This window comes from Rhizobium sp. SG570 (genome assembly GCF_012275345.1).
GTDB classification, from domain to species: domain Bacteria; phylum Pseudomonadota; class Alphaproteobacteria; order Rhizobiales; family Rhizobiaceae; genus Rhizobium; species Rhizobium lusitanum.
In genome coordinates this window covers 135534-161012 of the sequence record NZ_JAAZQI010000012.1, presented here as the reverse complement: position 1 = coordinate 161012, position 25479 = coordinate 135534, and the positions used below count along the sequence as shown (strand labels likewise).

General features: G+C 59.8%; 29 protein-coding genes. 18 read left to right on the top strand and 11 right to left on the bottom strand.

Going from position 1 to position 25479, the window contains the following annotated elements; translation table 11 throughout:
• Positions 1–7: 7 nt before the first annotated feature.
• The 5 genes from FHT28_RS23335 (at position 8) to purB (ending at position 4486) form a co-directional block, all read left to right on the top strand.
• Complete coding sequence (locus FHT28_RS23335) at positions 8–1090, top strand: ABC transporter substrate-binding protein (protein WP_168597481.1); 1083 nt, start codon at positions 8–10, stop codon at positions 1088–1090.
• A gap of 95 nt (positions 1091–1185) precedes the next feature.
• The gene (locus FHT28_RS23330; protein ID WP_168597480.1) at positions 1186–1782 is read left to right on the top strand and encodes an Imm42 family immunity protein; all 597 of its coding nucleotides are present in this window, start codon (positions 1186–1188) and stop codon (positions 1780–1782) included.
• A gap of 105 nt (positions 1783–1887) precedes the next feature.
• Positions 1888–2574, top strand: a complete 687-nt coding sequence (gene rpe / locus FHT28_RS23325; RefSeq protein ID WP_037202347.1) for a ribulose-phosphate 3-epimerase — start codon at positions 1888–1890, stop codon at positions 2572–2574.
• Positions 2575–2668: 94 nt separating this feature from the next.
• Complete coding sequence (locus tag FHT28_RS23320; protein WP_246704929.1) at positions 2669–3082, top strand: hypothetical protein; 414 nt, start codon at positions 2669–2671, stop codon at positions 3080–3082.
• A gap of 102 nt (positions 3083–3184) precedes the next feature.
• A complete protein-coding gene (purB, locus tag FHT28_RS23315) occupies positions 3185–4486 on the top strand; it encodes an adenylosuccinate lyase (RefSeq protein WP_168597479.1) in 1302 nt (433 codons plus the stop codon).
• On the opposite strand, the gene FHT28_RS23310 is transcribed toward purB, so the two are convergent.
• Positions 4483–4983 carry a low affinity iron permease family protein gene (locus tag FHT28_RS23310; protein WP_037202835.1) on the bottom strand — a complete coding sequence of 167 codons (501 nt, stop codon included), beginning with the start codon at positions 4981–4983 and terminating at the stop codon, positions 4483–4485. The two genes, purB and FHT28_RS23310, sit on opposite strands and share 4 nt — an antisense overlap.
• A gap of 87 nt (positions 4984–5070) precedes the next feature.
• Positions 5071–5871, bottom strand: a complete 801-nt coding sequence (locus FHT28_RS23305; protein ID WP_037202837.1) for a DUF2189 domain-containing protein — start codon at positions 5869–5871, stop codon at positions 5071–5073.
• 168 nt (positions 5872–6039) lie between these two features.
• Between FHT28_RS23305 and FHT28_RS23300 the strand changes: the two genes are divergently transcribed.
• From FHT28_RS23300 to FHT28_RS23275, 6 genes are all read left to right on the top strand, one after another.
• Positions 6040–6594 carry an alpha/beta hydrolase gene (locus FHT28_RS23300; protein WP_037202349.1) on the top strand — a complete coding sequence of 185 codons (555 nt, stop codon included), beginning with the start codon at positions 6040–6042 and terminating at the stop codon, positions 6592–6594.
• 264 nt (positions 6595–6858) lie between these two features.
• On the top strand, positions 6859–7623 hold the full coding sequence (gene purC / locus FHT28_RS23295; protein ID WP_034504846.1) for a phosphoribosylaminoimidazolesuccinocarboxamide synthase: 765 nt from the start codon (positions 6859–6861) through the stop codon (positions 7621–7623).
• 17 nt (positions 7624–7640) lie between these two features.
• A complete protein-coding gene (purS, locus tag FHT28_RS23290) occupies positions 7641–7883 on the top strand; it encodes a phosphoribosylformylglycinamidine synthase subunit PurS (protein WP_037202350.1) in 243 nt (80 codons plus the stop codon).
• Positions 7884–7986: 103 nt separating this feature from the next.
• Positions 7987–8658, top strand: coding sequence for a phosphoribosylformylglycinamidine synthase subunit PurQ (gene purQ / locus FHT28_RS23285; RefSeq protein ID WP_037202351.1), 672 nt, complete (start codon positions 7987–7989; stop codon positions 8656–8658).
• A 131-nt stretch (positions 8659–8789) separates the two neighbouring features.
• Positions 8790–9197, top strand: a complete 408-nt coding sequence (locus FHT28_RS23280; RefSeq protein WP_037202352.1) for a hypothetical protein — start codon at positions 8790–8792, stop codon at positions 9195–9197.
• A gap of 82 nt (positions 9198–9279) precedes the next feature.
• Positions 9280–9813, top strand: coding sequence for an AAA family ATPase (locus FHT28_RS23275; RefSeq protein ID WP_168597478.1), 534 nt, complete (start codon positions 9280–9282; stop codon positions 9811–9813).
• Positions 9814–9856: 43 nt separating this feature from the next.
• Here the strand turns inward: FHT28_RS23275 and FHT28_RS23270 are convergent, their stop codons facing one another.
• Entirely contained in the window at positions 9857–10102 is a 246-nt protein-coding gene (locus FHT28_RS23270) for a DUF1127 domain-containing protein (RefSeq protein WP_168597477.1), read from the bottom strand.
• 105 nt (positions 10103–10207) lie between these two features.
• Here FHT28_RS23270 and FHT28_RS23265 point away from each other — a divergent pair, with 105 nt between their 5' ends.
• The 4 genes from FHT28_RS23265 to FHT28_RS23250 all read left to right on the top strand — a co-directional run bounded on the left by FHT28_RS23265 (position 10208) and on the right by FHT28_RS23250 (position 15017).
• Positions 10208–11626, top strand: a complete 1419-nt coding sequence (locus FHT28_RS23265; RefSeq protein ID WP_037202355.1) for a PLP-dependent aminotransferase family protein — start codon at positions 10208–10210, stop codon at positions 11624–11626.
• Between the two features lie 121 nt (positions 11627–11747).
• Positions 11748–12362 carry an acyloxyacyl hydrolase gene (locus FHT28_RS23260; RefSeq protein ID WP_210255836.1) on the top strand — a complete coding sequence of 205 codons (615 nt, stop codon included), beginning with the start codon at positions 11748–11750 and terminating at the stop codon, positions 12360–12362.
• Positions 12363–12534: 172 nt separating this feature from the next.
• On the top strand, positions 12535–14766 hold the full coding sequence (gene purL / locus FHT28_RS23255; RefSeq protein WP_092573790.1) for a phosphoribosylformylglycinamidine synthase subunit PurL: 2232 nt from the start codon (positions 12535–12537) through the stop codon (positions 14764–14766).
• A gap of 17 nt (positions 14767–14783) precedes the next feature.
• Positions 14784–15017 (top strand): BolA family transcriptional regulator, encoded by a 234-nt coding sequence (locus tag FHT28_RS23250; RefSeq protein ID WP_004108912.1) that lies wholly within the window; start codon positions 14784–14786, stop codon positions 15015–15017.
• Here the strand turns inward: FHT28_RS23250 and FHT28_RS23245 are convergent.
• Together FHT28_RS23245 and FHT28_RS23240 are read right to left on the bottom strand one after the other, a co-directional pair.
• Positions 15003–16202, bottom strand: coding sequence for a hypothetical protein (locus FHT28_RS23245; protein WP_168597530.1), 1200 nt, complete (start codon positions 16200–16202; stop codon positions 15003–15005). The two genes, FHT28_RS23250 and FHT28_RS23245, sit on opposite strands and share 15 nt — an antisense overlap.
• A gap of 167 nt (positions 16203–16369) precedes the next feature.
• Positions 16370–16672 (bottom strand): hypothetical protein, encoded by a 303-nt coding sequence (locus FHT28_RS23240; protein WP_037202359.1) that lies wholly within the window; start codon positions 16670–16672, stop codon positions 16370–16372.
• A gap of 378 nt (positions 16673–17050) precedes the next feature.
• Here FHT28_RS23240 and grxD point away from each other — a divergent pair, with 378 nt between their 5' ends.
• The 3 genes from grxD (at position 17051) to FHT28_RS23225 (ending at position 20050) form a co-directional block, all read left to right on the top strand.
• Positions 17051–17386, top strand: a complete 336-nt coding sequence (grxD, locus tag FHT28_RS23235) for a Grx4 family monothiol glutaredoxin (protein WP_034504827.1) — start codon at positions 17051–17053, stop codon at positions 17384–17386.
• Positions 17387–17523: 137 nt separating this feature from the next.
• Entirely contained in the window at positions 17524–18756 is a 1233-nt protein-coding gene (locus tag FHT28_RS23230) for a multidrug effflux MFS transporter (RefSeq protein WP_092573791.1), read from the top strand.
• A 13-nt stretch (positions 18757–18769) separates the two neighbouring features.
• A complete protein-coding gene (locus FHT28_RS23225) occupies positions 18770–20050 on the top strand; it encodes a multidrug effflux MFS transporter (protein ID WP_047556609.1) in 1281 nt (426 codons plus the stop codon).
• Between the two features lie 14 nt (positions 20051–20064).
• Here the strand turns inward: FHT28_RS23225 and FHT28_RS23220 are convergent, their stop codons facing one another.
• From FHT28_RS23220 to rpsD, 6 genes are all read right to left on the bottom strand, one after another.
• Positions 20065–20988: an adenylate/guanylate cyclase domain-containing protein gene (locus FHT28_RS23220; RefSeq protein WP_092573792.1), complete on the bottom strand. Its 924-nt coding sequence runs from the start codon at positions 20986–20988 to the stop codon at positions 20065–20067.
• 120 nt (positions 20989–21108) lie between these two features.
• On the bottom strand, positions 21109–21933 hold the full coding sequence (locus FHT28_RS23215; RefSeq protein ID WP_037202364.1) for an inositol monophosphatase family protein: 825 nt from the start codon (positions 21931–21933) through the stop codon (positions 21109–21111).
• 17 nt (positions 21934–21950) lie between these two features.
• Positions 21951–22778: an inositol monophosphatase family protein gene (locus FHT28_RS23210; protein ID WP_047556607.1), complete on the bottom strand. Its 828-nt coding sequence runs from the start codon at positions 22776–22778 to the stop codon at positions 21951–21953.
• Positions 22779–22847: 69 nt separating this feature from the next.
• The gene (gene ttcA, locus FHT28_RS23205; protein WP_047556605.1) at positions 22848–23729 is read right to left on the bottom strand and encodes a tRNA 2-thiocytidine(32) synthetase TtcA; all 882 of its coding nucleotides are present in this window, start codon (positions 23727–23729) and stop codon (positions 22848–22850) included.
• A gap of 60 nt (positions 23730–23789) precedes the next feature.
• Positions 23790–24719 (bottom strand): glutaminase, encoded by a 930-nt coding sequence (locus tag FHT28_RS23200; RefSeq protein ID WP_037202367.1) that lies wholly within the window; start codon positions 24717–24719, stop codon positions 23790–23792.
• 71 nt (positions 24720–24790) lie between these two features.
• Positions 24791–25408: a 30S ribosomal protein S4 gene (rpsD, locus tag FHT28_RS23195; RefSeq protein ID WP_037202369.1), complete on the bottom strand. Its 618-nt coding sequence runs from the start codon at positions 25406–25408 to the stop codon at positions 24791–24793.
• Positions 25409–25479: the final 71 nt, after the last annotated feature.

Sequence of the window (25479 nt, the reverse complement as noted above, 5' to 3'; positions counted from 1 at the left end):
TCAATCGATGAACGTTCTGCGTCGCCTTCCGCTTCTGCTTGTGCTGCTTTCGGCGGCTGGCAGCAGCGACGCCGCCGGAATCCGTATCGGTGTCGTGGCGCCACAGGACGGCAACTTCGCAACGCTCGGAGCCGAGATCACGACCGGCGCCAATTTCGAGATGCAGGCCCAGAAGGATGCGGCAACCGTCATCGACGACCCTTGCACCGAGGATGGCGGCCAGGCCGCTGCCCAGGCGCTGATTGCCGCCAAGGTGCAGGTCGCGATCGGCTTCCTCTGCACCGAGACGCTGGAAGGCGCGCTGCCGCGCCTCAAGGATGCCGGCATTCCGGTCATCACCGTTTCCGTACGCTCGCGCATCCTGATGGAAGATGTGCTGAAGAACGGCTGGCCGTTGTTTCGCCTTGCTCCGGTTGATAGCGCCGAAGCCTCCATGGCTATCGATACCATCCTGAAATACTGGGCATCCGAGCCGATGGCGTTGATCGACGATGGCACGATCCACGGCCGCGAACTGGTCGGTGCGATACGCAACGCGCTCGAGGAAAAGGGATTGAAGCCGGTCTTCACCGATACCTACCGGCCCGGCCAGGATCAGCAGATAGCTCTTGTACGCCGGCTGAAGAAGGCCGGCGCCACGCGCGTTTTCGTCGGCGGCGACCGCAGCGACGTGGCCGTGATCGCCCGGGATGCCAAGAGCGAGAACATTCCGTTGACCTTGATGGGTGGCGACGCCATGCGCGCCGCCGATCAGCCGGTGCCTCTATTGAACGGCGTCCAGGCTATCGCATTGCCGGAATACGCAACTCTGCCGGCCGCACAGCCGACTGCGCAGGCCATGCGCGCGAGCGGCATCGAGCCGGATGGCTATATCCTGCCGGCCGCGGCCGCGGCACAGATCGCCAGCCAGGCGGCTGAGAGCGCCAAGTCGGAAAACAAGCCCATCGCTGACAAGCTCGTTGCCACGACTTTCCAGACAGCGATCGGACCGATTACCTTCGGGAAGAACCATGAATTGACCGAGAACCCCTATCGGCTGCTGGAATGGCGCGGCAACGCTTTCGTGCCGCTGGCTCTGCCATCGAATTGAGGCGATCCAGCCAAGCAATACGAAGCTTGTCTGACGGTGAGACACCGCGAAATCCAAATTGCTTGATCTGCCAGAGGGAATGACCGGAGATAGACATGAACTCCATTATCGTCGGCAACACCAAGTTCTTTGCGATTGAAAGTTCAATCACAAAAGCATTTCCAAGCCTCAGTCAAAGAGCGTTGGGCTACTTTGTCATCCACATCGGAGAAAAGTTATACGGTGTCCGGGAATCGGACGCCTCGATGTTGGGCTGCTCGTTCGGTAGCGTCAACGACCGCTTGCTGCAACGTGGAACACATCAAATTCCGCTTCTGTCGACCATAGAGGCGACACTGATCGCCGAAGCTTATTTGGAAGCTATTTATACCGAGACGGAACGGACCGACTATTTTGGTCTGCCAAAGACCAAGTTTATAGACGTTTTGTACAACAGCGCGGTAGTTTGGGCACCAGACGGTGATGAGGCCTTCGATGATGGAAGCCATGTTCTCCAATTCGACATCGGAAACAAAGTTCGCCTCATCGCCTTCACAAACACCGACGCTCCCGGCGAAATGATAAGCACAGTCGCAGAGGAGTGGCTCGACGCAGAGGTCTTCTACAATGTTCTTTCTCGTTGGAGTGATTTGTTTGCCGCGGAATGGGCGGTAAAGATCGAAGAAAGTGACGACGCACCCGCCACGAAATGACGAGCACCCGTCGAATCTGGGTGCCGTGTCAACGTGATCTGCATTGTTTGCCCGCCGAAGCGGTGCTAATCCAGACCGAAAAATCAGATGGAGCTCAGCTTTCCCATGACTTTGCCGATCCGCATTGCCCCTTCCATTCTTGCAGCCGATTTTGCCAAGCTCGGCCAGGAAGTGAAGGATGTGACCGAAGCCGGAGCCGACTGGATCCATCTGGATGTCATGGATGGGCATTTCGTGCCGAACATCTCCTTCGGCCCTGATGTCATCAAGGCCCTGCGCCCCTATACGACCGCCACCTTCGACTGCCATCTGATGATCTCGCCGGCCGATCCCTATCTCGAAGCCTTCGCCAAGGCGGGCTGCGACCGCATCACCGTGCATGCCGAAGCGGGCGTCCATCTGCATCGTTCGCTGCAGACGATCCGGCATCTCGGCAAGAAGGTCGGCGTCACCCTCAATCCGGCAACGCCGCTCTCGATCCTGGAAAACGTGCTCGACGATATCGACCTGATCCTGATCATGTCGGTCAATCCGGGTTTCGGCGGCCAGAAATTCATCCCGGCCATGGCCGACAAGATTCGCAACGCCAAGTCTCTGATCGGTGACCGGCCGATCGAGCTGGAGGTTGACGGCGGCGTCTCCACGGAGACAGCCGGCCTCATCATCGCTTCAGGCGCCAATGTCCTTGTAGCCGGTTCGGCAATCTTCAAGGGCGAATCGGTCGATGCCTACAAGCAGACGATTGGTGATCTGAGGGCGGCGGCTGAACGAGGTCGCGTTGGATCAAACTAATCCGACCAGCACCATCATCGCGGCGGACCGAACGCGGACCGCCGCTTCGCATTGCCTCGAACTGTTTGGTGGCTCGATCAGCTGGGGCGTGGTTATGGCCGCCTCGGCACTTGCCGCTCTCTACCTGCGCAACGGCCTTCTGACGAGCCACCTGACCGCCCTTGCCCTTGTCTATTTCCTCGGCGGCGCGCTCTCCTGGCCTATCATGGTGCCGCTGGCACGGCGCGTTGCCAGCAGTCGACCGCCGAGCGCGCGTTTCGCGGCGTTTTTCCTGGCGCTGTCGCTTGGCACCACGGCGATGACGGCATTTCTGTTCGCCATGGACTATCGCTGGTTCTATGCGCGCTGGCATGCGCCGTTCGGTTCGCTGATCTGGACATTTCAATTCCTGTTCACCGGCGCCAGCGCCGTCTACCAATTCGCCGTTCTCGGCGTTACCTTGTTCATGCCGTTCGGTTTGCTCTGCCTGATCGCCACCTCCGCTTATCTCGCGCGATATGAGCGTTGAGCCGGATGAAAGATCGGTCGGACAAACATTGTGATTGCCGCCCGTCTTTGTTATGGGGGCGCCGAGGTTTCCTTTCCCGTTAGCCAAGAAAGCTTTGAGCCCATGATCCCGCGCTACTCCCGACCGGAAATGGTCGCCATCTGGTCGCCCGAAACCAAGTTCCGTATCTGGTTCGAGATCGAGGCGCATGCCTGTGACGCGCTGGCCGCTCTCGGCGTCATTCCGAAGTCGGCCGCCGAGACCATCTGGGAAAAGGGCGGCCAGGCGACCTTCGACGTCGACCGCATCGACGAGATCGAAGCCGTCACCAAGCATGACGTCATCGCCTTCCTGACGCATCTCGCCGAAATCGTCGGTCCGGATGCGCGTTTCGTGCACCAGGGCATGACCTCCTCCGACGTGCTCGATACCTGCTTCAACGTCCAGCTCGTACGCGCCAGCGATCTGCTGCTGGCCGATATCGACAAGCTTCTGGAAGCCCTGAAGCGTCGCGCCTTCGAACACAAGGACACGGTCACCATCGGCCGCTCGCACGGCATCCATGCCGAGCCCACAACCTTCGGCGTCAAGCTGGCGCTTGCCTATGCTGAATTCGAGCGCTGCAAGCAGCGTCTGATCGCCGCCCGCGAGGAAGTCGCGACCTGCGCGATTTCGGGCGCCGTCGGCACCTTCGCCAATATCGACCCCCGCGTCGAGGAACATGTCGCCGCCGCGCTCGGCCTGAAGCCGGAGCCGGTCTCCACGCAGGTCATCCCGCGCGACCGTCATGCGATGTTCTTCGCCACCCTCGGCGTCGTCGCCTCTTCGATCGAGCGCCTTTCAACCGAAATCCGCCACCTGCAGCGCACCGAAGTCCTCGAAGCCGAGGAATATTTCTCGCCGGGCCAGAAGGGCTCTTCGGCCATGCCGCATAAGCGCAACCCGGTGCTGACCGAAAATCTGACCGGCCTTGCCCGCATGGTCCGCTCTTACGCCATGCCGGCCATGGAGAACGTGGCACTTTGGCACGAGCGCGATATCTCGCATTCCTCGGTGGAACGCATGATCGGCCCGGATGCGACCGTCACGCTCGATTTCGCGCTCGCCCGCATGACGAGCGTCATCGACAAGCTCCTCGTCTATCCGGAAAATATGATGAGTAATTTGAACAAGTTCCGCGGACTTGTTCATTCACAGCGCGTGCTGCTGGCACTGACCCAGGCCGGCGTTTCCCGCGAGGATTCCTATCGTCTCGTTCAGCGCAATGCGATGAAGGTTTGGGAGGAAGGCAAGGATTTCCTTGAGGAGTTGCTGGCCGACCAGGAAGTCCGTGCAGCGCTTTCCGAAGCGGATATCCGCGAGAAATTCGATCTTGGCTATCACACCAAGCACGTGGACACCATCTTCAAGCGGGTTTTCGGCTAAGACTTGGCCGGGCCGGCCTGATTGCGAGTAGAGGCGGTGCGGCTGACGCGCCGCTTTTTTCTTTTGTTCGCGGATTTGGCGACGATTGCGCGATCGCGTTCGACGCTTTCGCCCACATTGCCGTTGTGCTGATTTTCGCTACGCTTGGCAGCCTTCCCCACCAGCCTGTCTAGATGCTTCAGATCCTCTTCGTCGAGGTTTTCAATGCCGATGAAGCGGTTTTCAGCCGCGCTGGTGAGGATCAACTCATTGAGCTTGGCCTGAATGGCCCGCGTATCACGCGTCTGCGCGTTCTGCAGCAGGAACACCATCAGGAAGGTTACGATGGTCGTGCTGGTGTTGATGACCAGCTGCCAGGTATCGGAGTAGCCGAAGATCGGACCGGTAGCGCCCCATAAGATAATGGAGAACAGCGCCAGGACGAAGATGGCCGGCTTTCCCGTCCATTCCGAAACCTTAACCGCAAAGCGGGTGAAGATGTGCGCAAGCCAAGCCATGATCCGCATCTCCTTGATGATGCGGATCAACGTGGAAATCCTATTGCGGTTCCAACGATTGCGAAGAACCGCTGAAAGGCCGGACTTTTAGTCCTGAACCACCACCAGCTTGCGATAGAGATGCCAGGATGCGTGGCCGAGTATGGGCATGACCACGGCAAGGCCTGCAAAGATCGGGATCGTGCCGACGACGAGAAGTGCTGCGACGATCAGGCCCCAGACTGCCACGGGCACCGGGTTGATCAGCGTCGCCCGAATACTGGCATCGACCGCTGCCACCACGCCCACGTCACGGTCGAGCAACAGCGGAAAGGTGACGACCGTGGTCGCCAGCACGACGAGCGCGAAGACGAAGCCGATGAGATCGCCCCAGAACATCATCGCCCTGCCCTCGGGGGTCCTCAAAATGTTTGAGACGAAGGACCAGAGCGTGGGCGGTGCACCATCGCCGAAATAGATGAAGTAGATATTCTGCGCCGCGAACAGCCAGACGATGAATATGCCGAACAGCATGAGGCCGGCGACGATGATCGACGGCAGCGCCGGTGAAAAGCGCACGTCGAAAGCATGGCTCCACGACGTATCCTGGCCCTTTTCGCGCCGTCGACTGATTTCGTAGAGACCGATCGCCGCCAGGGGGCCGAGCAAGGCGAAGCCGGACATCAGCGGAAACAGCAGCGGCAGCAAATTCTGTCCGGAACTCCAGATCGCCAGAGCAATGCCGGCAATCGGATACATCAGGCACAAGAAGACGTAATGCGATGGCTTCTCGCTGAAATCGTCAAGCCCCAACTTAAGGGCGTCGACGAGGTCGGCGATACCGATCTTACGGATGGCGGGACGCGTAAATGTGTGGTCCGCTCCTGCCATGACGTGAAAGGCCGACATAATGCTCTCCTCCTCAACCGTGGTGCGCGGCAGGCGGTGCAAAAGTGGCGGCAAAACAGACGCCGACATCTTCATTCGCTACCGGCAGCGGCCATACTAGCAAATTTTGCCGCATTTGTCGCCTTTTTCCCTTGACAGTTGGGTTCACCTTTTCCACATCGGCGCATCATGAAAGTCTCCGACGCAGATATTCTCATCATCCCGGGTTACACGAATTCCGGCCCGGATCACTGGCAGACGCGCTGGGAGCAGAAGCTCTCCACGGCGCGGCGCGTGGAGCAGGCCGAATGGTCCAAGCCCGTTCGCGATGACTGGATCGCCCGCATTGCCGAAGAGGTGAATGCTTCCGAGCGGCCTGTCGTGCTCGTGGCGCATTCGCTCGGCGTTCCCTCGGTGATCCATGCGATCCCGCATTTTCGCAACAAGGTCGCCGGCGCCTTCTTCGTCGCACCGCCCGATGTCGCCAATCCCGGCATTCGCCCGAAACATCTGATGACGTTCGGCCCCTATCCGCGCGATCCGCTGCCGTTTCCGTCAGTCACGATCGCAAGCCGCAACGACCCCTTCGGCAGCTATGAGCACGCCGACGATGTCGCCAGCAGCTGGGGTTCCCTTCTGATCGACGCCGGCGAGGCCGGTCACATCAACAGCGATTCCGGTCACGGCCCCTGGCCCGAAGGCACGATGGTCTTTGCCAAATTCCTCAGCCAACTGAAGTCGTGATACAATAAAGGCGGACTTGGGATGGATACGCCGCGGCTCACTAGCCTGTGAAGTACCGGCCACCTTCATTCCATCGTCAGATAAAAGCCTGTAATACTGGGCATGACAGGATCCCGATTCTCGCATTGGCGCCCCGCCAAGGCCGGAATTCCGAGGTAAGGAGGCGCTGGCGGATTGTGAATTCGCTTCTTATCCGTTATGGGGACGCCCACATACGATCCACTTGCGCTGTCCCGTGAGCGCCAAAGACAGAGAACAATACCAATGAACCGTCGCCGCCGTATCTACGAGGGCAAGGCTAAGATCCTTTATGAAGGACCTGAGCCGGGCACGCTGATCCAGTTCTTTAAGGACGATGCCACCGCCTTCAACAAGAAAAAACACGAAGTCATCGATGGCAAGGGCGTTCTGAACAATCGCATCTGCGAATATATTTTCAGCCATCTGAACAAGATCGGCATTCCCACCCATTTCATCCGCCGTCTCAACATGCGTGAGCAGCTGATCAAGGAAGTGGAGATGATCCCGCTCGAGATCGTCGTGCGCAACGTCGCCGCCGGCTCGCTCTCCAAGCGCCTCGGCATCGAGGAAGGTGTGGTCCTGCCGCGTTCGATCATCGAATTCTACTACAAGTCCGATGCGCTCGAGGACCCGATGGTCTCCGAGGAGCATATCACCGCGTTCGGCTGGGCCAATCCCGCCGAGCTCGACGACATCATGGCGCTCGCGATCCGCGTCAACGACTTCATGACCGGCCTGTTCCTCGGCGTCGGCATCCAGCTCGTCGATTTCAAGATCGAATGCGGTCGCCTGTTCGAAGGCGACATGATGCGCATCATCCTTGCCGACGAAATCTCGCCCGATTCCTGCCGTCTCTGGGACATCGAAACCCGCGAGAAGATGGACAAGGACCGTTTCCGTCGCGACATGGGCGGACTGCTGGAAGCCTATTCCGAAGTAGCCCGCCGCCTCGGCATCATCAATGAAAACGAACCCGTGCGCGGCACCGGCCCGGTTCTCGTCAAGTAAGTTCAGGAAGGACAATCGTGATCAAGGCTCGTGTAACCGTCACGCTGAAGAACGGCGTTCTCGATCCGCAGGGCAAGGCAATCGAAGGAGCGCTCGGGGCGCTCGGCTTTGACGGCGTCCATCAGGTTCGCCAGGGCAAGGTATTCGACCTCGAACTCGAAGGCACCGACAAGAGCAAGGCCGAGGCGGATCTCAAAGCCATGTGCGAAAAGCTCCTCGCCAACACGGTGATCGAGAACTTCAGCATTTCGATCGACTGATTGTCGTCTTCCGCCGGCCATTCTTCCTTTGCAGCAGGCAATGGAGTATGGCTCACGAAGCACATTCCAGCGATTACCCCTAGCCTCTTGCGGGACCAGCATCATGAAATCAGCAGTCGTCCAACTTCCAGGCCTCAATCGCGATCGCGACATGATCGCGGCGCTGACCAAGATTTCCGGCCATGCGCCTGTAACTGTCTGGCAGACCGAAACCGACATCCCGGACGTCGATCTGATCGTCATTCCCGGCGGCTTCTCCTACGGCGATTATCTGCGCTGCGGCGCGATCGCAGCCCGCATGCCGATCATGCAGGCGATCAAGGATAAGGCCGACAAGGGCGTCAAGGTTCTCGGCGTCTGCAACGGTTTCCAGATCCTGCTGGAAGCCGGCATGCTGCCCGGCGCGCTGATGCGCAACGCCTCGCTGAAATTCGTCTGCCGCGAAGTGAAACTCGAAGTCGTCAATGCCGACACGGAGTTCACCAGCGCCTACGCCAAGGGCCAGATCATCCGCAGCCCCGTGGCGCATCACGACGGCAACTATTTCGCCGATCCCGAGACGCTGGCAGCGATCGAAGGCAACGGCCAGGTGGTCTTCCGTTATGCCGAAGGCACGAACCCCAACGGCTCTGTCAACGACATCGCCGGCGTCATGAATGCCAAGGGCAATGTGCTCGGCATGATGCCGCATCCGGAAAACCTGATCGAGGCTGCGCATGGCGGCAACGACGGCCGCGGCCTCTTCGCCTCGGCACTCGGCGTGATCGCGGCCTGATAGATCGTCGGGCTTGGCTCCGAAATCTTAAAATCGACGTCTTTGCGCCAAACAGCAGGGACGTCGTTATCGTTGCCTCCGGCAACCCTCGGGCAAAGAGCAGCCCTAACCGCTTCGTTGGAAAGAAATTGATGCGCCCTCGCCTCCTGACAGGACTTTACTCCGCCGCTGCCATCACGATGCTTGGGCTTCTGGTCACCTCGTGCGGCCCGCGTCCGCCGAGCATCAGCGCCACCGATCACAGCGCCCTGTCGACGATGGAGCGCGTCATGATCAATTCGAACGCCTGCTGGTTCAAATCGGCCGATCCGGCCTTTGCCGGTTATCAGCTCGCTCCGGAACTCAATTCCTTTACCGGTCGTCCGCGCATTCTCGTTGTCGACAAGAAACATCCGACCGGCCGACCGTCTCTGGTTGTCCAAGCGGAAGGCAACCCGGCCCAATTGCAGGCCTTCGGTCCGATGATGAACGGCGCTTCCGGCGGCCGTATTACGGGCGACGTCAATCGCTGGGCTGCGGGTTCGAAGAACTGCAGTTAGGCCGATGGCCTGAAGAAGCTCCGCTTCCACTCAGACACTGCAGCCGACGCATGACGTACCCTCAACTCCAGGGATCATTGTCATGGACAGGTTTGTCATTCTTTCAGGCTGCTCGGGCGGCGGTAAATCGACCTTGCTCGAAGCGCTCAGGCTTCATGGACACCACGTGGTCGAGGAGCCCGGTCGTCGCATCGTTATGGAAGAGCTGAACAGCGGCGGCTCGGCTCTGCCGTGGGTGGACACCACGGCATTCGTGCGCCGGGCAATCGACATGTCGTTGGCCGACCGCGAGGCAGCGGCAGCATTTCCAGGTATCGTGTTCTTCGACAGGGGATTGATCGACGCTGCATCAGCCCTCGAGCATCTGACGGGTGAGCCCGCTTTGACGTCATACGGTCAGCTGCACCGCTACAACAAGCATGTCTTCCTCACCCCGCCCTGGCCTGAAATATACGTCGGCGACCGCGAACGAAGACATGACCTGTCCGAGGCGATTGCCGAATACGAGCGGCTCAGCGTCGATTATCCCGCACTCGGCTATGAGATTCATATCCTGCCGAAAGTCGGCGTCGCGGACCGCGCCGATTTCGTCCATTCCATTCTGAGCCTGAGCTAAGCTGCAAACGTCCCGCCATGGCCGGCGCGAACACCATCCCATTTCAATCCCAGAAGAATGACTTGCTGACCTCGGTCCTCGCCTCGCTTGGCGTCAGCCCGACATCGCGTAGCTGATCATCCGTCAGCTCCCGCAGGACACAGCGGCTTTCGCGTTTCTGCATCCACAGCAAAAAGGACGTCCAGAGCCGATGCGCCGCGCGCGACTTTGGCTGCGTTGCCCTCGTGTCCCGGCCCGCGGCGAAAGCATCCTTGGCTTGGGCAGGATGGATTGTATCTATTGTACTCATTTCAATACTCGCTTGATGGTGACATTTCTCGAGGTACCGAGCCAAACGATACAATTGTCACTTAGTATTGACTCCATGCGCGATGCAATATAGCAAATTGTCATTATGACAAATTGGCTCCCTGACATTTCCAGCGGCAATGGGCCGGTCTATATCCGTGTTGCCGACAGCATCGAGAACGCGATCACCCACGGCGTTCTGCCGCCCGGCACGAAGCTGCCGCCGCAACGCAACCTCGCCTATGATATCGGCGTCACCATCGGCACCGTGAGCCGGGCCTACGCGCTCGTGCATGAGCGCGGCCTGGTGGCGGGCGAAGTCGGCCGCGGTACCTATGTGCTGGAGCGCTCGAACGGCAAGCAGATCGAACAGGTGGATCCGATCACGCAGGCGCTTGCCGGCACCCGCGGCCTGAATACGCCTGATGCCAGGATACGCTTCGATACGACGGCCGCCCCCGATATCGGCCAGGGCGAGATCATCGGCAAACTGTTTGCGGATATCAGCAACGAGCACCAGTCGGAGATCTCCTCCTACTCGCGGAATTTCCCGACAAGCTGGTATGAGGCGGGACAGATCTGGCTTGCCCGCAACGGCTGGCAGCCGGCAATCGAGACCGTCGTGCCGACGCTGGGCGCTCATGCCGGCGCCATCGCCGTCATCTCGGCCGTCACTTCGCCCGGCGACAAGATCGTCTTCGAGAACCTGACCTATACGCAGATCAGCCGCGCCACCCGCCTCCTCGGACGCCGGTCGGTATTGGTGGATTCCGATGAGCACGGCATCAACCCCGACGATTTCGAGCGACTGTGCCAGCAGCAGCATCCACGTCTGGCCTTTCTGATGCCGACGGCACACAATCCGACGCTCGTGACGATGCCGGAAGCACGCCGGCGCGCAATTGCCGCCATCGCACGCCGCCACAGCGTCTGGCTGATCGAGGATGATCTCTATGGCGCCATGACCGGCGACCAGAACCCGCTCATGGCGGCTATCGCGCCGGAACGCACCTTCGTGGTGAGCAGCCTGTCGAAGTCCGTTACAGCAGGCGTGCGTGGCGGCTGGGTCGCCTGCCCGCCGCATTTCGCCCAGCGAATCAAGGTCACGCACAAGATGACGACCGGCGGCCTGCCTTTCATCCTGGCGGAAACCTGCGCCCGGCTCGTGCTCGATGGTCACGCGCTGGAGCTGCGCCGCAGGTCGGTCGAGGAAATCAAGGCTCGCGAGCAACTGGCGCGGGACGCCCTGTCAGGATTTGAGTTCAACTCGCATCCGCATCTGCCGTTTCTCTGGCTGAAGCTGCCCGAACCATGGCTATCAGGCACTTTCAAGAATGCCGCCATCGCCGAGGGCGTGCTCATCGACGATGAGGATGAATTCAAGGCCGCGCGCATGGAGAAGGTCTATCATCGCGTTCGCGTCGCATTCTCATCGCCGCGACAACGAGAAGATGTCGCCGCCGGCTTCATGACGTTACGGCGGTTGCTGGAAAACGGCTCGGCCGGTTACGACAGTCACATTTAAGCAAGCCTCGTCGTTTTTATCGGCAGCGATCTTGCAAAATCCCGGCTCTTCTCTCTCGACTCCTAGCACGCTACCATTTTAAGTATGTGAAACGATTCGCCCGCCGTACTAGGGGGAGTGCATGGCCATTGACAGCGTTTCAGCAGGCAATTTGTGCAAGCGTTTAGTTACGAGTTTTCTGGCAATCAGTTCCATACTCATCGCGGGTCAGTCCGCTGCAACCGCTGCAGATGCGGTTCCCGTCGCCGCCAGCCCTAAGATTTTCGACGAACTGCGTTTCGGAGCAAGCGGCTCCATCCAGAGCGGAAACGATCACGAAAACGGCGTGTTTCCGGATGTGCAGATGCTCTTCAATCCGTTCGGCTACAATCCAACCGCTGGTTGGAAGGATCAGTTGGCGCATCCGCGCATCCATTTGGGAACCTCGATCGGCACAGCCGGCTCGGCGACCCAGGTTTATGCTGGTCTTTCCTGGACGCTGACGCATAGCAACGGCATCTTCACCGAAGCTGGCTTCGGTGGAACGGTACATTCAGGCAATCTCGATGATTGGACCGAACATGGTCCGCTGCTTGGTTGTCGCCTGCTTTTCCACGAATATGCCGGGATTGGTTACAATTTTGACAACCATTGGAATATGATGGCGCAGATCGCGCATTCCTCGCACGCCAATCTCTGCGACGGTCCGAATGGCGGCATGACGCGTGTCGGCGTTTTGGTTGGCTATAAATTCTGACGATCCGAGAACGGCCGCGAATGGTCGTGCTCACGACTTGCCTGTTATCAATGTCGGCGTGCTGCGAACGCCGGCGATTTTCCTGTCGCACGACAGGTTGACTTGCGCTAAAGAGACCTCGATCCCCTGACCGGCCTTCAAACCCCTTACAGGCAAGGACCCTCGAGCGCCCATGACCATTTCAAATTCGATCCAGATCACCCCCGAACTGATTGCCGCCCACGGCCTGAAGCCGGATGAATATCAGCGCATTCTGGATCTGATCGGCCGCGAGCCTTCCTTTACAGAGCTCGGCATCTTCTCGGCCATGTGGAACGAGCATTGCTCCTACAAATCCTCGAAGAAGTGGCTCCGCACTCTGCCGACCAAGGGTCCGCGCGTCATCCAGGGCCCGGGCGAGAATGCGGGCGTTGTCGATATCGATGACGGCGATTGCGTCGTCTTCAAGATGGAGAGCCACAACCACCCCTCCTATATCGAGCCCTATCAGGGTGCCGCGACCGGCGTCGGCGGCATCCTGCGCGACGTTTTCACCATGGGCGCCCGCCCGATCGCCGCCATGAACGCGCTGCGTTTCGGCGAGCCGGATCATCCGAAGACCCGCCATCTCGTCTCCGGCGTCGTCTCCGGCGTCGGCGGCTACGGCAATTCCTTCGGTGTCCCGACAGTCGGTGGCGAAGTCGAATTCGATGCACGCTACAACGGCAATATCCTGGTTAACGCCTTTGCGGCTGGTCTGGCCAAATCGAACGCCATTTTCTTGTCGGAAGCCAAGGGCGTCGGCCTGCCGGTCGTCTATCTCGGCGCCAAGACCGGCCGCGACGGCGTCGGCGGCGCGACGATGGCATCTGCCGAGTTTGACGAATCGATCGAAGAGAAGCGCCCGACGGTTCAGGTCGGCGACCCCTTCACCGAAAAGTGCCTGCTGGAAGCCTGCCTTGAGCTGATGCAGACCGGTGCCGTCATCGCCATCCAGGACATGGGGGCCGCCGGCCTCACCTGCTCTGCCGTCGAAATGGGTGCCAAGGGCGATCTCGGCATCGAGCTCGACCTCGATAAGGTGCCGGTGCGCGAAGAACAGATGACGGCCTATGAAATGATGCTGTCGGAAAGCCAGGAGCGCATGCTCATGGTGCTGCAGCCTGAAAAGGAAGCCGTCGCCAAGGCGATCTTCGTCAAATGGGGCCTGGATTTCGCCATAGTCGGCAAGACGACGGATGACCTGCGCTTCCGCGTCATCCATCAGGGCGAAGAAGTCGCCAACCTGCCGATCAAGGATCTCGGCGATCAGGCTCCGGAATACGACCGTCCATGGCGGGAAGCCGACAAGCGCGCTGCCCTGCCCGCCGATCTGGTACCGGCTCCTGAAGATTACGGCCAGGCTCTGCTGTCGCTGGTCGGCTCCGCCAATCAGTCGAGCCGCCGCTGGGTCTACGAGCAATACGATACCCTGATTCAGGGCAACTCGCTGCAGCTCCCGGGCGGTGACGCCGGCGTCGTGCGCGTCGAAGGCCATCCGACCAAGGCGCTGGCATTCTCCTCCGACGTCACGCCCCGTTATGTCGAGGCCGACCCGTTCGAGGGCGGCAAGCAGGCCGTCGCCGAATGCTGGCGCAACATCACGGCAACCGGCGCTGAGCCGCTTGCAGCGACCGACAATCTGAACTTCGGCAATCCGGAAAAGCCAGAGATCATGGGACAGTTCGTCGGCGCGATCAAAGGCATCGGCGAAGCTTGCCGCGCGCTCGATTTCCCGATCGTCTCGGGCAACGTTTCGCTCTACAATGAAACCAATGGCGTCGGGATCCTGCCGACCCCCACCATTGCCGGCGTCGGCCTGCTGCCGGACTGGAAGACGATGGCCCGCATTGGCGCCGCCTCCGAAGGCGACAGCGTCCTGATGATCGGCCTCGACGGCAGCCATCTCGGCTCTTCGATCTATCTCCGCGATATTCTGGGTTCGACCGATGGCCCCGCTCCGGAAGTCGATCTTTTCGCCGAGCGCCGCAACGGCGATTTCATCCGTTCGGCCATCCGCAACGGCCAGGTCACGGCCTGCCATGACATTTCATCGGGCGGCCTGGCGCTGGCCCTTGCCGAAATGGCCATCGCGTCCCGCAAGGGGCTGCGCATCGACCTGACCGAAAGCAAGACCCCACCGCATGCGGCACTTTTCGGTGAGGATCAGGCCCGCTACGTCATCGCCGTTCCGGCCGATGTCGCCGATTTCGTCTGCATCAATGCGGAAAGCGCCGGCGTGCCGTTCCGTCGTCTTGGCACTGTCGGCGGCGATGCGCTCGTCATCGATGGCCTGTTGTCGCTTCCGGTTGAGCAGTTGCGCGACGCGCATGAATCGTGGTTTCCTGCCTTCATGGATGGCAGCGCTCTCGCTGCCGCTGAATAGATCGAGGTACACCACCAATGCCAATGAACCCCGGCGATATCGAAGACATGATCAAGGCCGGCATTCCCGGAGCCAAGGTGACCATTCGCGACCTGGCCGGAGACGGCGATCACTATGCCGCCGAAGTTGTCGCGGAAGCCTTTCGCGGCAAAAGCCGCGTGCAGCAGCACCAGATGGTTTATGATGCCCTGAAGGGCAATATGGGCGGCGTGCTGCATGCCCTGGCGCTGCAGACCTCAGCGCCCGATTGAGGCTGCCTGCAACTCGCTGCCGGAGTTGAACGTCAACTCCGGCATGTTGTTCGCCGAAAACTCCGCAAAGCGGGAGGCTGGCAACGGGCCAGCCGTCATCAGCGTAAAATCGAAGAATGCCCGCACGTCCGGCCCGAGCACATATTGCCGATGGACACGCAGGAAATCGCGCTTGATCTTGGCGTAGTGCTGCGCTGTCAGCATTTTCTTGAAACGCACGAACAGGATCGCCGGCTGCTTGTCATCGGCATGCCCGCAAACCGCCACGACCTTTGTCTTGTAGAAATGGATCGCGTCGGTCAGACAGTGAACATCCACCCAGAACATCTCCTTGCAGCGCGCAAGCAAGCCAACGCGTGAGCGCAGCACGACCGCCGACCGCATGAGGGCGCATTGCAGGATGGCGCTCCCCAAGGTCGCAAACACTACGCGCTTGTCACGAAAAACCTCAGGCTGCCGCTCGAGCAGGAGACCGATCACATGCGCCGCCACGGATGAGCCCATGCTATGCGAGGAGATGACGAATTCATCGACGCCGGGCTCATCCAGCGCCTGGCGCACGCTGATCGCGCAGGTCTCCAGCCATTGCTCGTTGCCGATTCCGTTCAGCCCCGCCATCGCCACGGCCATCTCCCAGTCGGAGAAGAGATGCAGCGTATGCAACCTTTCGGCCTGCGGCAGAAAGGCATAGACGAAGAAAGCGACGGCCAAGGCGATGCTGCCGATATGACTCCAGGCGGCCAGCCCCAGCATGAACGGCAAGAATGCTATCGACAGGCTGAGCAGCAGCCCGACAAACATGAGGAGAAACGGAAATATGAAAAACAGGCCGAAACGCCATGCATGGCGGAAATAGCCTGTCATCCCTCCGGAAACGATAACCCTTGCGGCCGCCAGATAGCCCTGTGCCAGCCGCGTGAAAAATGGCCTGCCGTTCAACGCCGCAACCAGGTCGTTATGGTCGACAATATGGACACGGCTGTGCGTCCGCCAATCCGCAGCTTCGGCAGTCACATCGAAATAGGGTGCCCTACCGAAACTCTTCAGCTCGTCCACGGTGACCGAATAATCCCACACGGCGGCGCTTTGCCTGGCCGAGCGCTCGTAGCGCGCCCGATGCGCCGCCGCATCCAGCGGCTCAAAGCCAGGGAAGTGGAGAACCACCCGCTTCTTGATGCTATCCATATTATCGTTGGTCCCCAGCACGCGCTTCAGCGGCAGATACACGTAAGCGACCGCCAAGACCACGGCCTGCTGGCTTTTTCATGGCAGCGCAATGCAAAGCTATCCATTTGCCGCACCGCTACAACGAGTGAAACTTCCGTCGTCTGAGGCTGAAAGCTCGAATCAGATCAGCATTCCCGGCCGGGATAGGGCGAGATGTCAGAACACGGATCCGCGGGGGGCGCAGTCATGATTTTTTCGATGACCGAAGCCACGGGCGGTTGCGGCGTCGGCGCGGTCGACGCGCGATAACCGAAGGCGATGCTTAGAATCAAAACGATGGCGCTGACGGTAAAGGCACTGTTCAATATCGAGGCTTTTGACGTGCGCACATGCTCATAATATTCCCGCTCGCCGTCGCTGGTCTCTTCCGTACCGTAAAACTCTCGCTCCTCACCAACCTGGCCCTCGGTATAATGATGATGGCTCATGGTGTCCGCTCCCTCATATGCAATGCAATCTTCGCAAAGGACCGATACGCGCCAAACCGCATAAATCGACTGTCTCTAACAAACATACCGGTCGCATGTAAAATTAATAGCAACCTAATATTAATCAACCCTTGCCTCGATTTTATGTGTGTTGTTCAGCTCTCAGGTTGAAGGGGCTATTTCAAAACGCACTGTTCAAGAAAAGTAGCTAATCGACGGATTCGGCCATCTTTCTTAACCGCTGATGCCGAAAATCCATTCATGCGATGAAAACGACGCGTGGTACGTTTTGCGGCTGGAAATCGAGCCGGTCGCTTGCTATTTAAGAAAGAGATTTAACGCTGTGGGCCTTGACCCCGCATGTGAAAGGACTGGAAAATGAGCGGCATTCACGAATTCATTGCCAATGAAGTAAAGAACAACGATGTTGTTGTCTTCATGAAGGGCACGCCCCAGTTCCCGCAATGTGGCTTCTCGGGCCAGGTAGTCCAAATTCTCGACTATATCGGCGTCGATTATAAGGGCATCAATGTCCTTGCTGATGCCGAGATTCGTCAGGGCATCAAGGAATACTCCAACTGGCCCACAATCCCGCAGCTCTACGTGAAGGGCGAATTCATCGGCGGCTGTGATATCGTGCGCGAAATGTTCCAGGCGGGCGAGCTGCAGCAGCACTTCCAGGAAAACGGCATCAGCGTTCGCGCCGCCTCCTGACCGGTCACCGGGCTCTCGTCCGGTTTCCATAGTTCACTTCGATCGAAAGGCGCTGCTGCAGGGCAGCGCCTTGATATGTTTATGGGAATAAAACCGTGACGACTACATCCCAGGCTATGTCCCATGGGCAACTGCCCATGGGCAAACGCGAGTTCATCGTACTCGCGGCCTTCCTGATGGCGATCAATTCATTGGCCATCGACATCATGCTTCCGGCTCTCCAGCAGATCGGCTCCAGTCTCGGTGTCGAGAACGAGAACCATCGGCAATATGTGGTAACAGCCTATCTGATCGGATTTGGCTCGGCGCAGCTTATCTACGGTCCGTTGTCGGATCGCTTCGGCCGCCGCATTCCCCTGTTGATCGGCATTGTCGTCTATGTCATCTCCGCTTTCGGCATTGCCCTTATTCCGTCCTTCGCCGGTCTGCTCGCCCTGCGCTTCATTCAGGGGCTGGGTTCGGCAGCGACGCGCGTCATCACCATTTCCATCGTCCGCGACGTTTTCGGCGGCCGCCTGATGGCCGAGGTGATGTCGCTGATCATGATGGTCTTCATGATCGTTCCCGTCATCGCGCCGGGAAGCGGCCAGATCATCCTGCTGATCAGCACTTGGCACATGATCTTCGTCTTCATCGGCACCATGGCGACCCTGGTCGGTCTCTGGATGTATTTCCGCCTTCCGGAAACACTGAAGCCCGAAAATATCCGCCCGCTAACCGTCAGGTCGGTTGCATCCGGCTTCAGCATGGTCCTGACGAACCGCGTCGCGCTCTGTTACACCATCGCCAGCACGTTCCTCTTCGGCGCGCTGTTCGGCTTCATCAATTCGGCCCAGCAGATCTACAGCGGCATTTACGGACTTGGCGTCTACACCCCCGTCGCCTTTGGTGGCGTGGCGCTCTTCATGGCGCTGTCATCCTTCATCAACTCGCAGCTCGTCGGCCGTTTCGGCATGCGGCGGCTGTCGCATGCGGCCTTGCTCGGCTTCTCCTTCATTACCTTTGTCTGGCTGATGGTGCAGCTTAACGGCCCTGCCCCGATGCCCTTCCCGCTGTTCATGATCTTCTTCGCGCTGGCGATGTTCCAGTTCGGTTGGATCGGTTCCAATTTCAACTCGCTCGCCATGGAGCCGCTCGGCCATGTCGCCGGAACTGCCTCCTCGGTGCTCGGTTTCATGAGCACGGTCGGCGGCGCATCGATCGGCGCCGGCATCGGCCAATATTTTAATGGCACGGCAACGCCGATGGTCATCGGCTACTTCACCGTCTCGCTGATCGGCTTGATGTTTGTGCTGATTGCCGAAAAGGGGCGCCTCTTCCGTCCGCACAATGCGCCACCGCCGGCCGATCAATCCCTCGCTTTGCATTGACAGGCAAATTCATATGACCCCGCCTCAAGAACACACGCCGGCGCAATCCGGCTCCAATCGTATCGGCCTCGGCATCGTCGAATTCATCATCATCATCGCGCTGATGACGGCGAGCATTTCCATGGGCATCGACAGCATGCTGCCGGCGCTTCCGAACATCGGCCAATCCCTTAATGTCGCCAACCCCAATGACACGCAGCTGGTCATCGGCGTCTACTTCCTCGGCTTCGGCATCTGCCAGCTCTTCTTCGGCAGCCTGTCGGATACCTATGGCCGCCGTAGCATTCTGCTCGGAGGCCTGGCCTTTTATACGGTGACACTGTTTGCGGCGGCCTGGAGCGGCAATCTCTTCGCGCTGCTCGCTCTGCGCTTCGCACAGGGCGTCGGCGCCGCAGCCGTGCGCATCACTACGCTTGCAATCGTCCGCGATTGCTTCGGCGGTCGTGAAATGGCGCGCGTCATGTCCTATGTCATGATCGTCTTCATGATCATGCCGATGGTCGCACCTTTCGTCGGCCAGGTGATCGTTGCCTATTCCAACTGGCAATGGATCTTCATCCTGATCGGCATAGTCAGCGCCGGTCTTTTCCTGGTCGCTTTCTTCCGCATGAAGGAAACGCTTCCGACCGAAGAGCGCCTGCCGCTCTCGGTCGCTTCGGTCGTCTCCGGTTTCAAGACGGTTCTGACCAACCGCATCACCTGTGGCTACATGATCGGCCTGACGCTCTACACGGGTGTGATCTGCGCCTATATCGTCTCGGTGCAGCAGGTATTCGGTGAAGTCTACGGCCTCGGGGACACGTTTCCGATCGCCTTTGCGGCGACGGCAGCCGGCACGGCAGTGGCCCAGTTCGCCAATGGTTATTTCGTGCGCAGCTTCGGCATGCGGCGCATTTCCCACGCCGCCATGATCGTTTTCACCGTCCTGGGCGCTGTCGGCTACGTCGTCGGCATGTTCGGTCAGCCAAGCTTCACGTTCATCTATGTGCTGATCTCGATCATGCTGATGATGTTCGCTGTAATCACCACCAACTTCATGGCCATCAGCCTCGAGCCAATGGGACACCTGGCGGGCACCGCGGCTGCCATCACCAGCTCGGTCTCGACCACCGTCGGCGTTCTGCTCGGCGGCATCGTCGGCCAGATGTTCGATGGCACCGCTCAGCCGATGATCGCTGGCTTTACCATATTCGGTGCGCTCACGATCGTCGCGACGCTATGGGCCGAACGTGGCAAGCTCTTCACCCATCCCGGTGATACGCCGGCACTGGAGCCGGGCATGGGGCACGTCTGAACGGCGTACCTCTCTTACGCGTCGCTGCGCGAACGGCTGACCCAACGCAGCGCCGCGGCAATCGCAAGTCCGAAGAGTGGCCACATCGCCCAGGGTGTGCCCTGCCAGGTGAAAATGTTGATCGCGACGATGCCGATGCCGGTGACAATCATGCGGGCGATAACGATGTCGATCCGCTTGTTGCTCCGCGCAAAACGGAGCGCCCCAACCCAGGTAAGCGCGAGTATGGGCCACTTTGCCCAGAACTCGCCATGCCATGTCAACGCGTTCAGCGCGGCAAGTCCGACCGCGACAACGAACAGCGCGCCATAGCTCCGCCGCCAATCCAATAAAACGGGTTCTTTCGTTGTTTCCTCGGGCATGCGAACCGGTTGCGGTCTGGCGCGATCGTCAACTGAAGTGTCGACGACCTGCACGCCGCCGACCCGCACCGCATAGCTCGGCACGCCGCCTTCGATGTTCTTGACCTCGAGCTGACCGAGAAAATCGAAGCCGACCGCGACCTTGTTCCGCACTTGGTCGTAGACGGTATTCGAGATGACGATACCGCCCGCCGCAGCGCGCGACTGAAGCCGAGCGGCTATATTGACTCCATCGCCGTAGAGATCATTGCCGTCAGCGATCACATCGCCAAGGTTGAGACCGATGCGAAAGAGCATCTGTCTTTCGGTATCCATGGCGGCATTGTAGCCGGCCAGTTCGTTCTGGACGTCGATTGCCGCCCGTACGGCTTCCACAACGCTCGGAAATTCGGCGAAAACGCCGTCGCCCCAGGTATTGATCACCCGGCCGCCATGCGCCTCAATGAGCCGCGTCATGGCATCCCGATAACGACGAAGGGTCGCAAGCGTCCCCTCCTCATCCTTGCCCATAAGACGCGTATAGTCTTGCACGTCTGCGCAGAAGATGGTGGTCAGCTTGCGGCTCGTTTCGGACATCTGCCTCATCCTCTCGGCAAGCGCCGATCGCAGTCCTTGCCTGTTGCGGCGAAGATAGCCTTCCCGACGCGACTTTCCAAGTAGCCGCGCCGACTATCCGATCCGGCTCGATGCGGCCTGTTAGACGGTGAAAACCTCACGCCGCAGCAATTCCCAGGAATCCTTATCCACCGCGACGAGCAAGCCTCCGTCGAGATGATGCGGCAGATAGGGCGAGCCGTCGAAGCGACGCACATAAGCGCCCGCTTCCTGCGAGATCAGCGCGCCGGCGAGATGATCCCAGGGCATCAGCTTGTTGTACATCAGATAGTGGACATGGCCGCCGGCAAGCGTGCGATACTCGTGCGCCGCGCAGCGATAGTTGGTGGAGTAGCGCACCTTGGCGAGATTGCCCATGACTTCCGCGCGCTTGTCCTTCGGCAGGAAGCCGGTCGATGCCATGCCGACCATGTCTTCCAGCGCGACCGATTGCGTCACCCTCATGCGCAGCGTCTCGCCGTCGGGGCGACGCAGCCATGCGCCGCTGCCGCGCTCCGCCAGCACCCAGTCGTCGCCCATCGGATCGAAGATGATGCCGGCAACCGTTTGACCCTTGGAGATCACCGATGCCATAACGCCGAAGGCGGGGATGCCCGAGGCGAAATTGAACGTGCCGTCGACAGGATCGACGATGATGGCCAGATCCGCATCCGGCAGCTTGTCGAGCAGTGCGGGATCGGCGGCAACAGATTCTTCGCCGATGAAGAGCGCCTCGGGCCAGAGCCGCGACACCTCGGCCTTCACCATGCGCTCGGCACGCTCGTCAGCCTCGGTCACCAGATCGGTCGCTTCGCTCTTGGCGCGAACATCGCCGCTGCCAAGTCTGCGGAAGCGCGGCAGGATCTCCATCTGCGCGGCGCGGCGCAACACATGAGCAAGGGTGGTGATGTCAACGGGCGATGTCATGATATGGTCCTTTCCTGTCAGGCGCCGATGATCTCGCGGCGGATCATTTGCCAGCTATCCTCATCCGGCGCAGAAATAATGCCGCCGGTGGTCTCGCCAGGGCGGTATGGTGTGCCATCGAATTTGGCCGTATAGCCGCCGGCCTCCTGATGCGCCAGCACGCCGGCAAGATGATCCCAGGGCATTAGCTTGGAATGGCCGATGAAATGCCATTTGCCCGATGCCACCATCCAGTATTCGTAGGCGGAACAATTGAGCGAGAAGGTCATGCGTGTCTTGGCGAGATTGGCGCAGATACGCGACCTCTCCGGCTCATCCATATGCCCCCAGGATATTGCGCCGGTCATGGCGCTCAGCGCAGCGGGTGCGGCAACCGAAAGACGCCTCGCCTGCCCCTTGCCACGACGCAGAAAGGCGCCCGCACCGCGCATGGCGGTAACGGTGTCACCGAGTACCGGATCATAGATGACGCTGGCGATCGTCTCGCCCTTGGCGACGACAGCAACGATCGTGCCGAATACCGGCAGCCCTGCCGCGAAATTGAATGTGCCGTCCACCGGATCAATGGTAAAGGCCAGATCCGCATGCGCCAGTGCCGGCACAACGGACTTGTCGGCCTCATAGGCCTCTTCTCCGACGATAAGAGCGCCGGGAAAGCGCGCCTTCAGCGCCGCAGTGATGTATTGCTCGGCCAGCAGATCTGCCTCAGTCACCAGATCGATGGCCGACGTCTTTTCCGATATGTCGCCATCACCCAGATTGCGGAACCGCGGCAGGATTTCCCGCGCCGCCGCCTCGGCAACGATCGTCATCAGATGGTCGAAGTCTGTATCGGAGAAAGTCATGGAAGGCCTTTATCTTGGGAGAGGCCTCCTCTTATGACCGATTCGATGACGCTGGTGTGGCAAAACCGCCTAATCGGCGTCGGTTTGTCCAGTCATCAGCCCCGCAAAATCGAAGAGCTTGGGATCGAGCAGATGCGACGGATTCACATGCGCCAGCGCCCGCAGCATCGTATCCTTGCGGCCCGGCATGCGCCGCTCGATATCGGCGAGCATATCCTTCATCGCATTGCGCTGCAGCCCGTCCTGCGAGCCGCAGAGATCACAGGGAATGATCGGAAACTGCATGGCGGCGGCGAACTTGGCGAGGTCGTCTTCGGCGGCGTAGGCGAGCGGGCGCAGCAGCATCAGATCGCCCTCATCATTGAGAAGCTTTGCCGGCATCGAGGCCAGGCGCCCGCCGTGGAAGAAGTTCATGAAGAAGGTTTCGAGAATATCCTCGCGGTGATGGCCGAGCACCAATGCATCACAACCCTCTTCGCGCGCGATGCGATAGAGATTGCCGCGGCGCAGGCGCGAACAGAGCGAACAATAGGTCGCACCCTCCGGCACCTTTTCCTTCACGATGGAATAGGTGTCGCGATATTCGATGCGATGCGCGACGCCGATCTTCGTCAAATAGTCCGGCAGGACATGCTTCGGGAAGTTCGGCTGGCCCTGATCGAGATTGCAGGCGATCAGTTCCACCGGCAACAGGCCGCGCCATTTGAGATCGAGCAGGATCGACAGCAGCCCGTAGGAATCCTTGCCGCCGGAAAGGCCGACAAGCCAGCGCTTCTGCCCCTTCAGCATCTGGAAATCCTCCAGGGCCTGACGCACCTGCCGCAGCAGGCGCTTGCGAAGCTTGTTGAAGGAGACGGATCGAGGCGCATCGGAAAACATCGGATGCACGGCAGCAGCGCCGTCCTCAGCCTCGATATCGATCTCGTCCATTACCGTCGTCGCGATGTTCATTCCGTCGTCCTCAGTGCCTCGCCACGCTGATAGCAGAAAGCGCCGAAAGAAGACACCGCATCAATCGCCGAACACCGACCAGCCGGTGCGCGCAGCCAGCATTTCCAGCGCCACGGCGCCGAGCTGCGAATTGCCGACCTTGTTCAGGCCCGGCGACCAGACGGCAATCGATCCGATACCCGGCGCCACGGCGAGAATGCCGCCGCCGACGCCGCTCTTGCCGGGAAGGCCGACATGATAGGCGAAATCGCCGGAGCCGTCATAATGGCCGCAGGTCAGCATCAGCGCATTGATGCGCCGCGCCCGCTTCGGCGAAACGACGGAATGGCCTGTGATCGGATTGCTGCCACGCGCCGCAAGATAGAGCCCCGCCTTGGCAAGCTGTTCGCAGCTCATCGAAAGCGCGCACTGGTGGAAATAGACGCCGAGTACATGCTCGACCGGATGATCGAGATTACCGTAGGCGCGCATGAAATTGGCGAGCGCGAAATTACGGAAGCCTGTCTGCGTCTCCGAGCGCGCTACCCTGTCGTCGATGGTGATCGACTCGTCATCGGCTACATAGCGTACGAAGCGCAGGAGCTCGCCGATCGCCTCGCGCGGCGCATGGCCAGACAGCACGACATCGCTGACGGCGATCGCGCCAGCATTGATGAAGGGATTACGCGGAATGCCCTCTTCACGCTCGAGCTGGACTATGGAGTTGAAGGAGGTGCCTGACGGCTCGCGTCCCACTCGGTTCCAAAGGCTTTCGCCGATCTTGCCGAGCGCCAGCGTCAGCATGAAGACCTTGGAAATGCTCTGGATGGAAAAGGCAGTGCCCGCATCACCGACGCTGTGAACCTCGCCGTTGACGGTGGCGATCGTCATGCCGAACTGCTTCGGATCGACCTTGGCGAGCTCCGGAATGTAATCGGCAACCTTACCCTCGCCGATACGCGGCGAAAGCTCCGTATGGATGCCGTCGAGAATTGCCTGCAGATCGGTCATAGGGCGCTCCAAAGACAAAAAAGCCGCTCGAAAGGAGCGGCTTTTCCATCATCAAGAAAAATATCCGCTTTTTAACGCGAATAGAATTCGACGACCAGCTGCGGTTCCATGACGACGGCGTAGGGCACATCGGCGAGGGTCGGAACGCGAGCGAAGGTCGCTACCATCTTGTTGTGATCGGCTTCGATGTAGTCCGGAACGTCGCGCTCAGCGAGACCAATCGATTCCAGAACGATCACGAGCTGCTTCGACTTTTCGCGGACTTCGATCACGTCGCCAGCCTTGCAGCGATAGGAACCGATGTTGACGCGAACGCCGTTCACCGTGACGTGGCCATGGTTGACGAACTGACGGGCTGCGAAGACGGTCGGAACGAACTTGGCGCGGTAGACGATCGCGTCGAGGCGCGATTCGAGCAGGCCGATCAGGTTTTCCGAAGTGTCGCCCTTGCGGCGGTTGGCTTCGTCGAAGGTGGCGCGGAACTGCTTTTCACGCAGGTCGCCGTAGTAGCCCTTCAGCTTCTGCTTGGCGCGCAGCTGCACGCCGAAGTCGGAGAGCTTGCCCTTGCGGCGCTGGCCGTGCTGGCCCGGGCCGTATTCGCGACGGTTGACCGGGGACTTCGGACGACCCCAGATGTTCTCGCCCATACGGCGGTCAATTTTGTACTTGGACGATTCGCGCTTGCTCATCGCATTTCCTTTCAAACTATTTGAGCGGCCCGTTGCCGAACCGCGAAGGAAACACGCCCTCCTCTGAACTC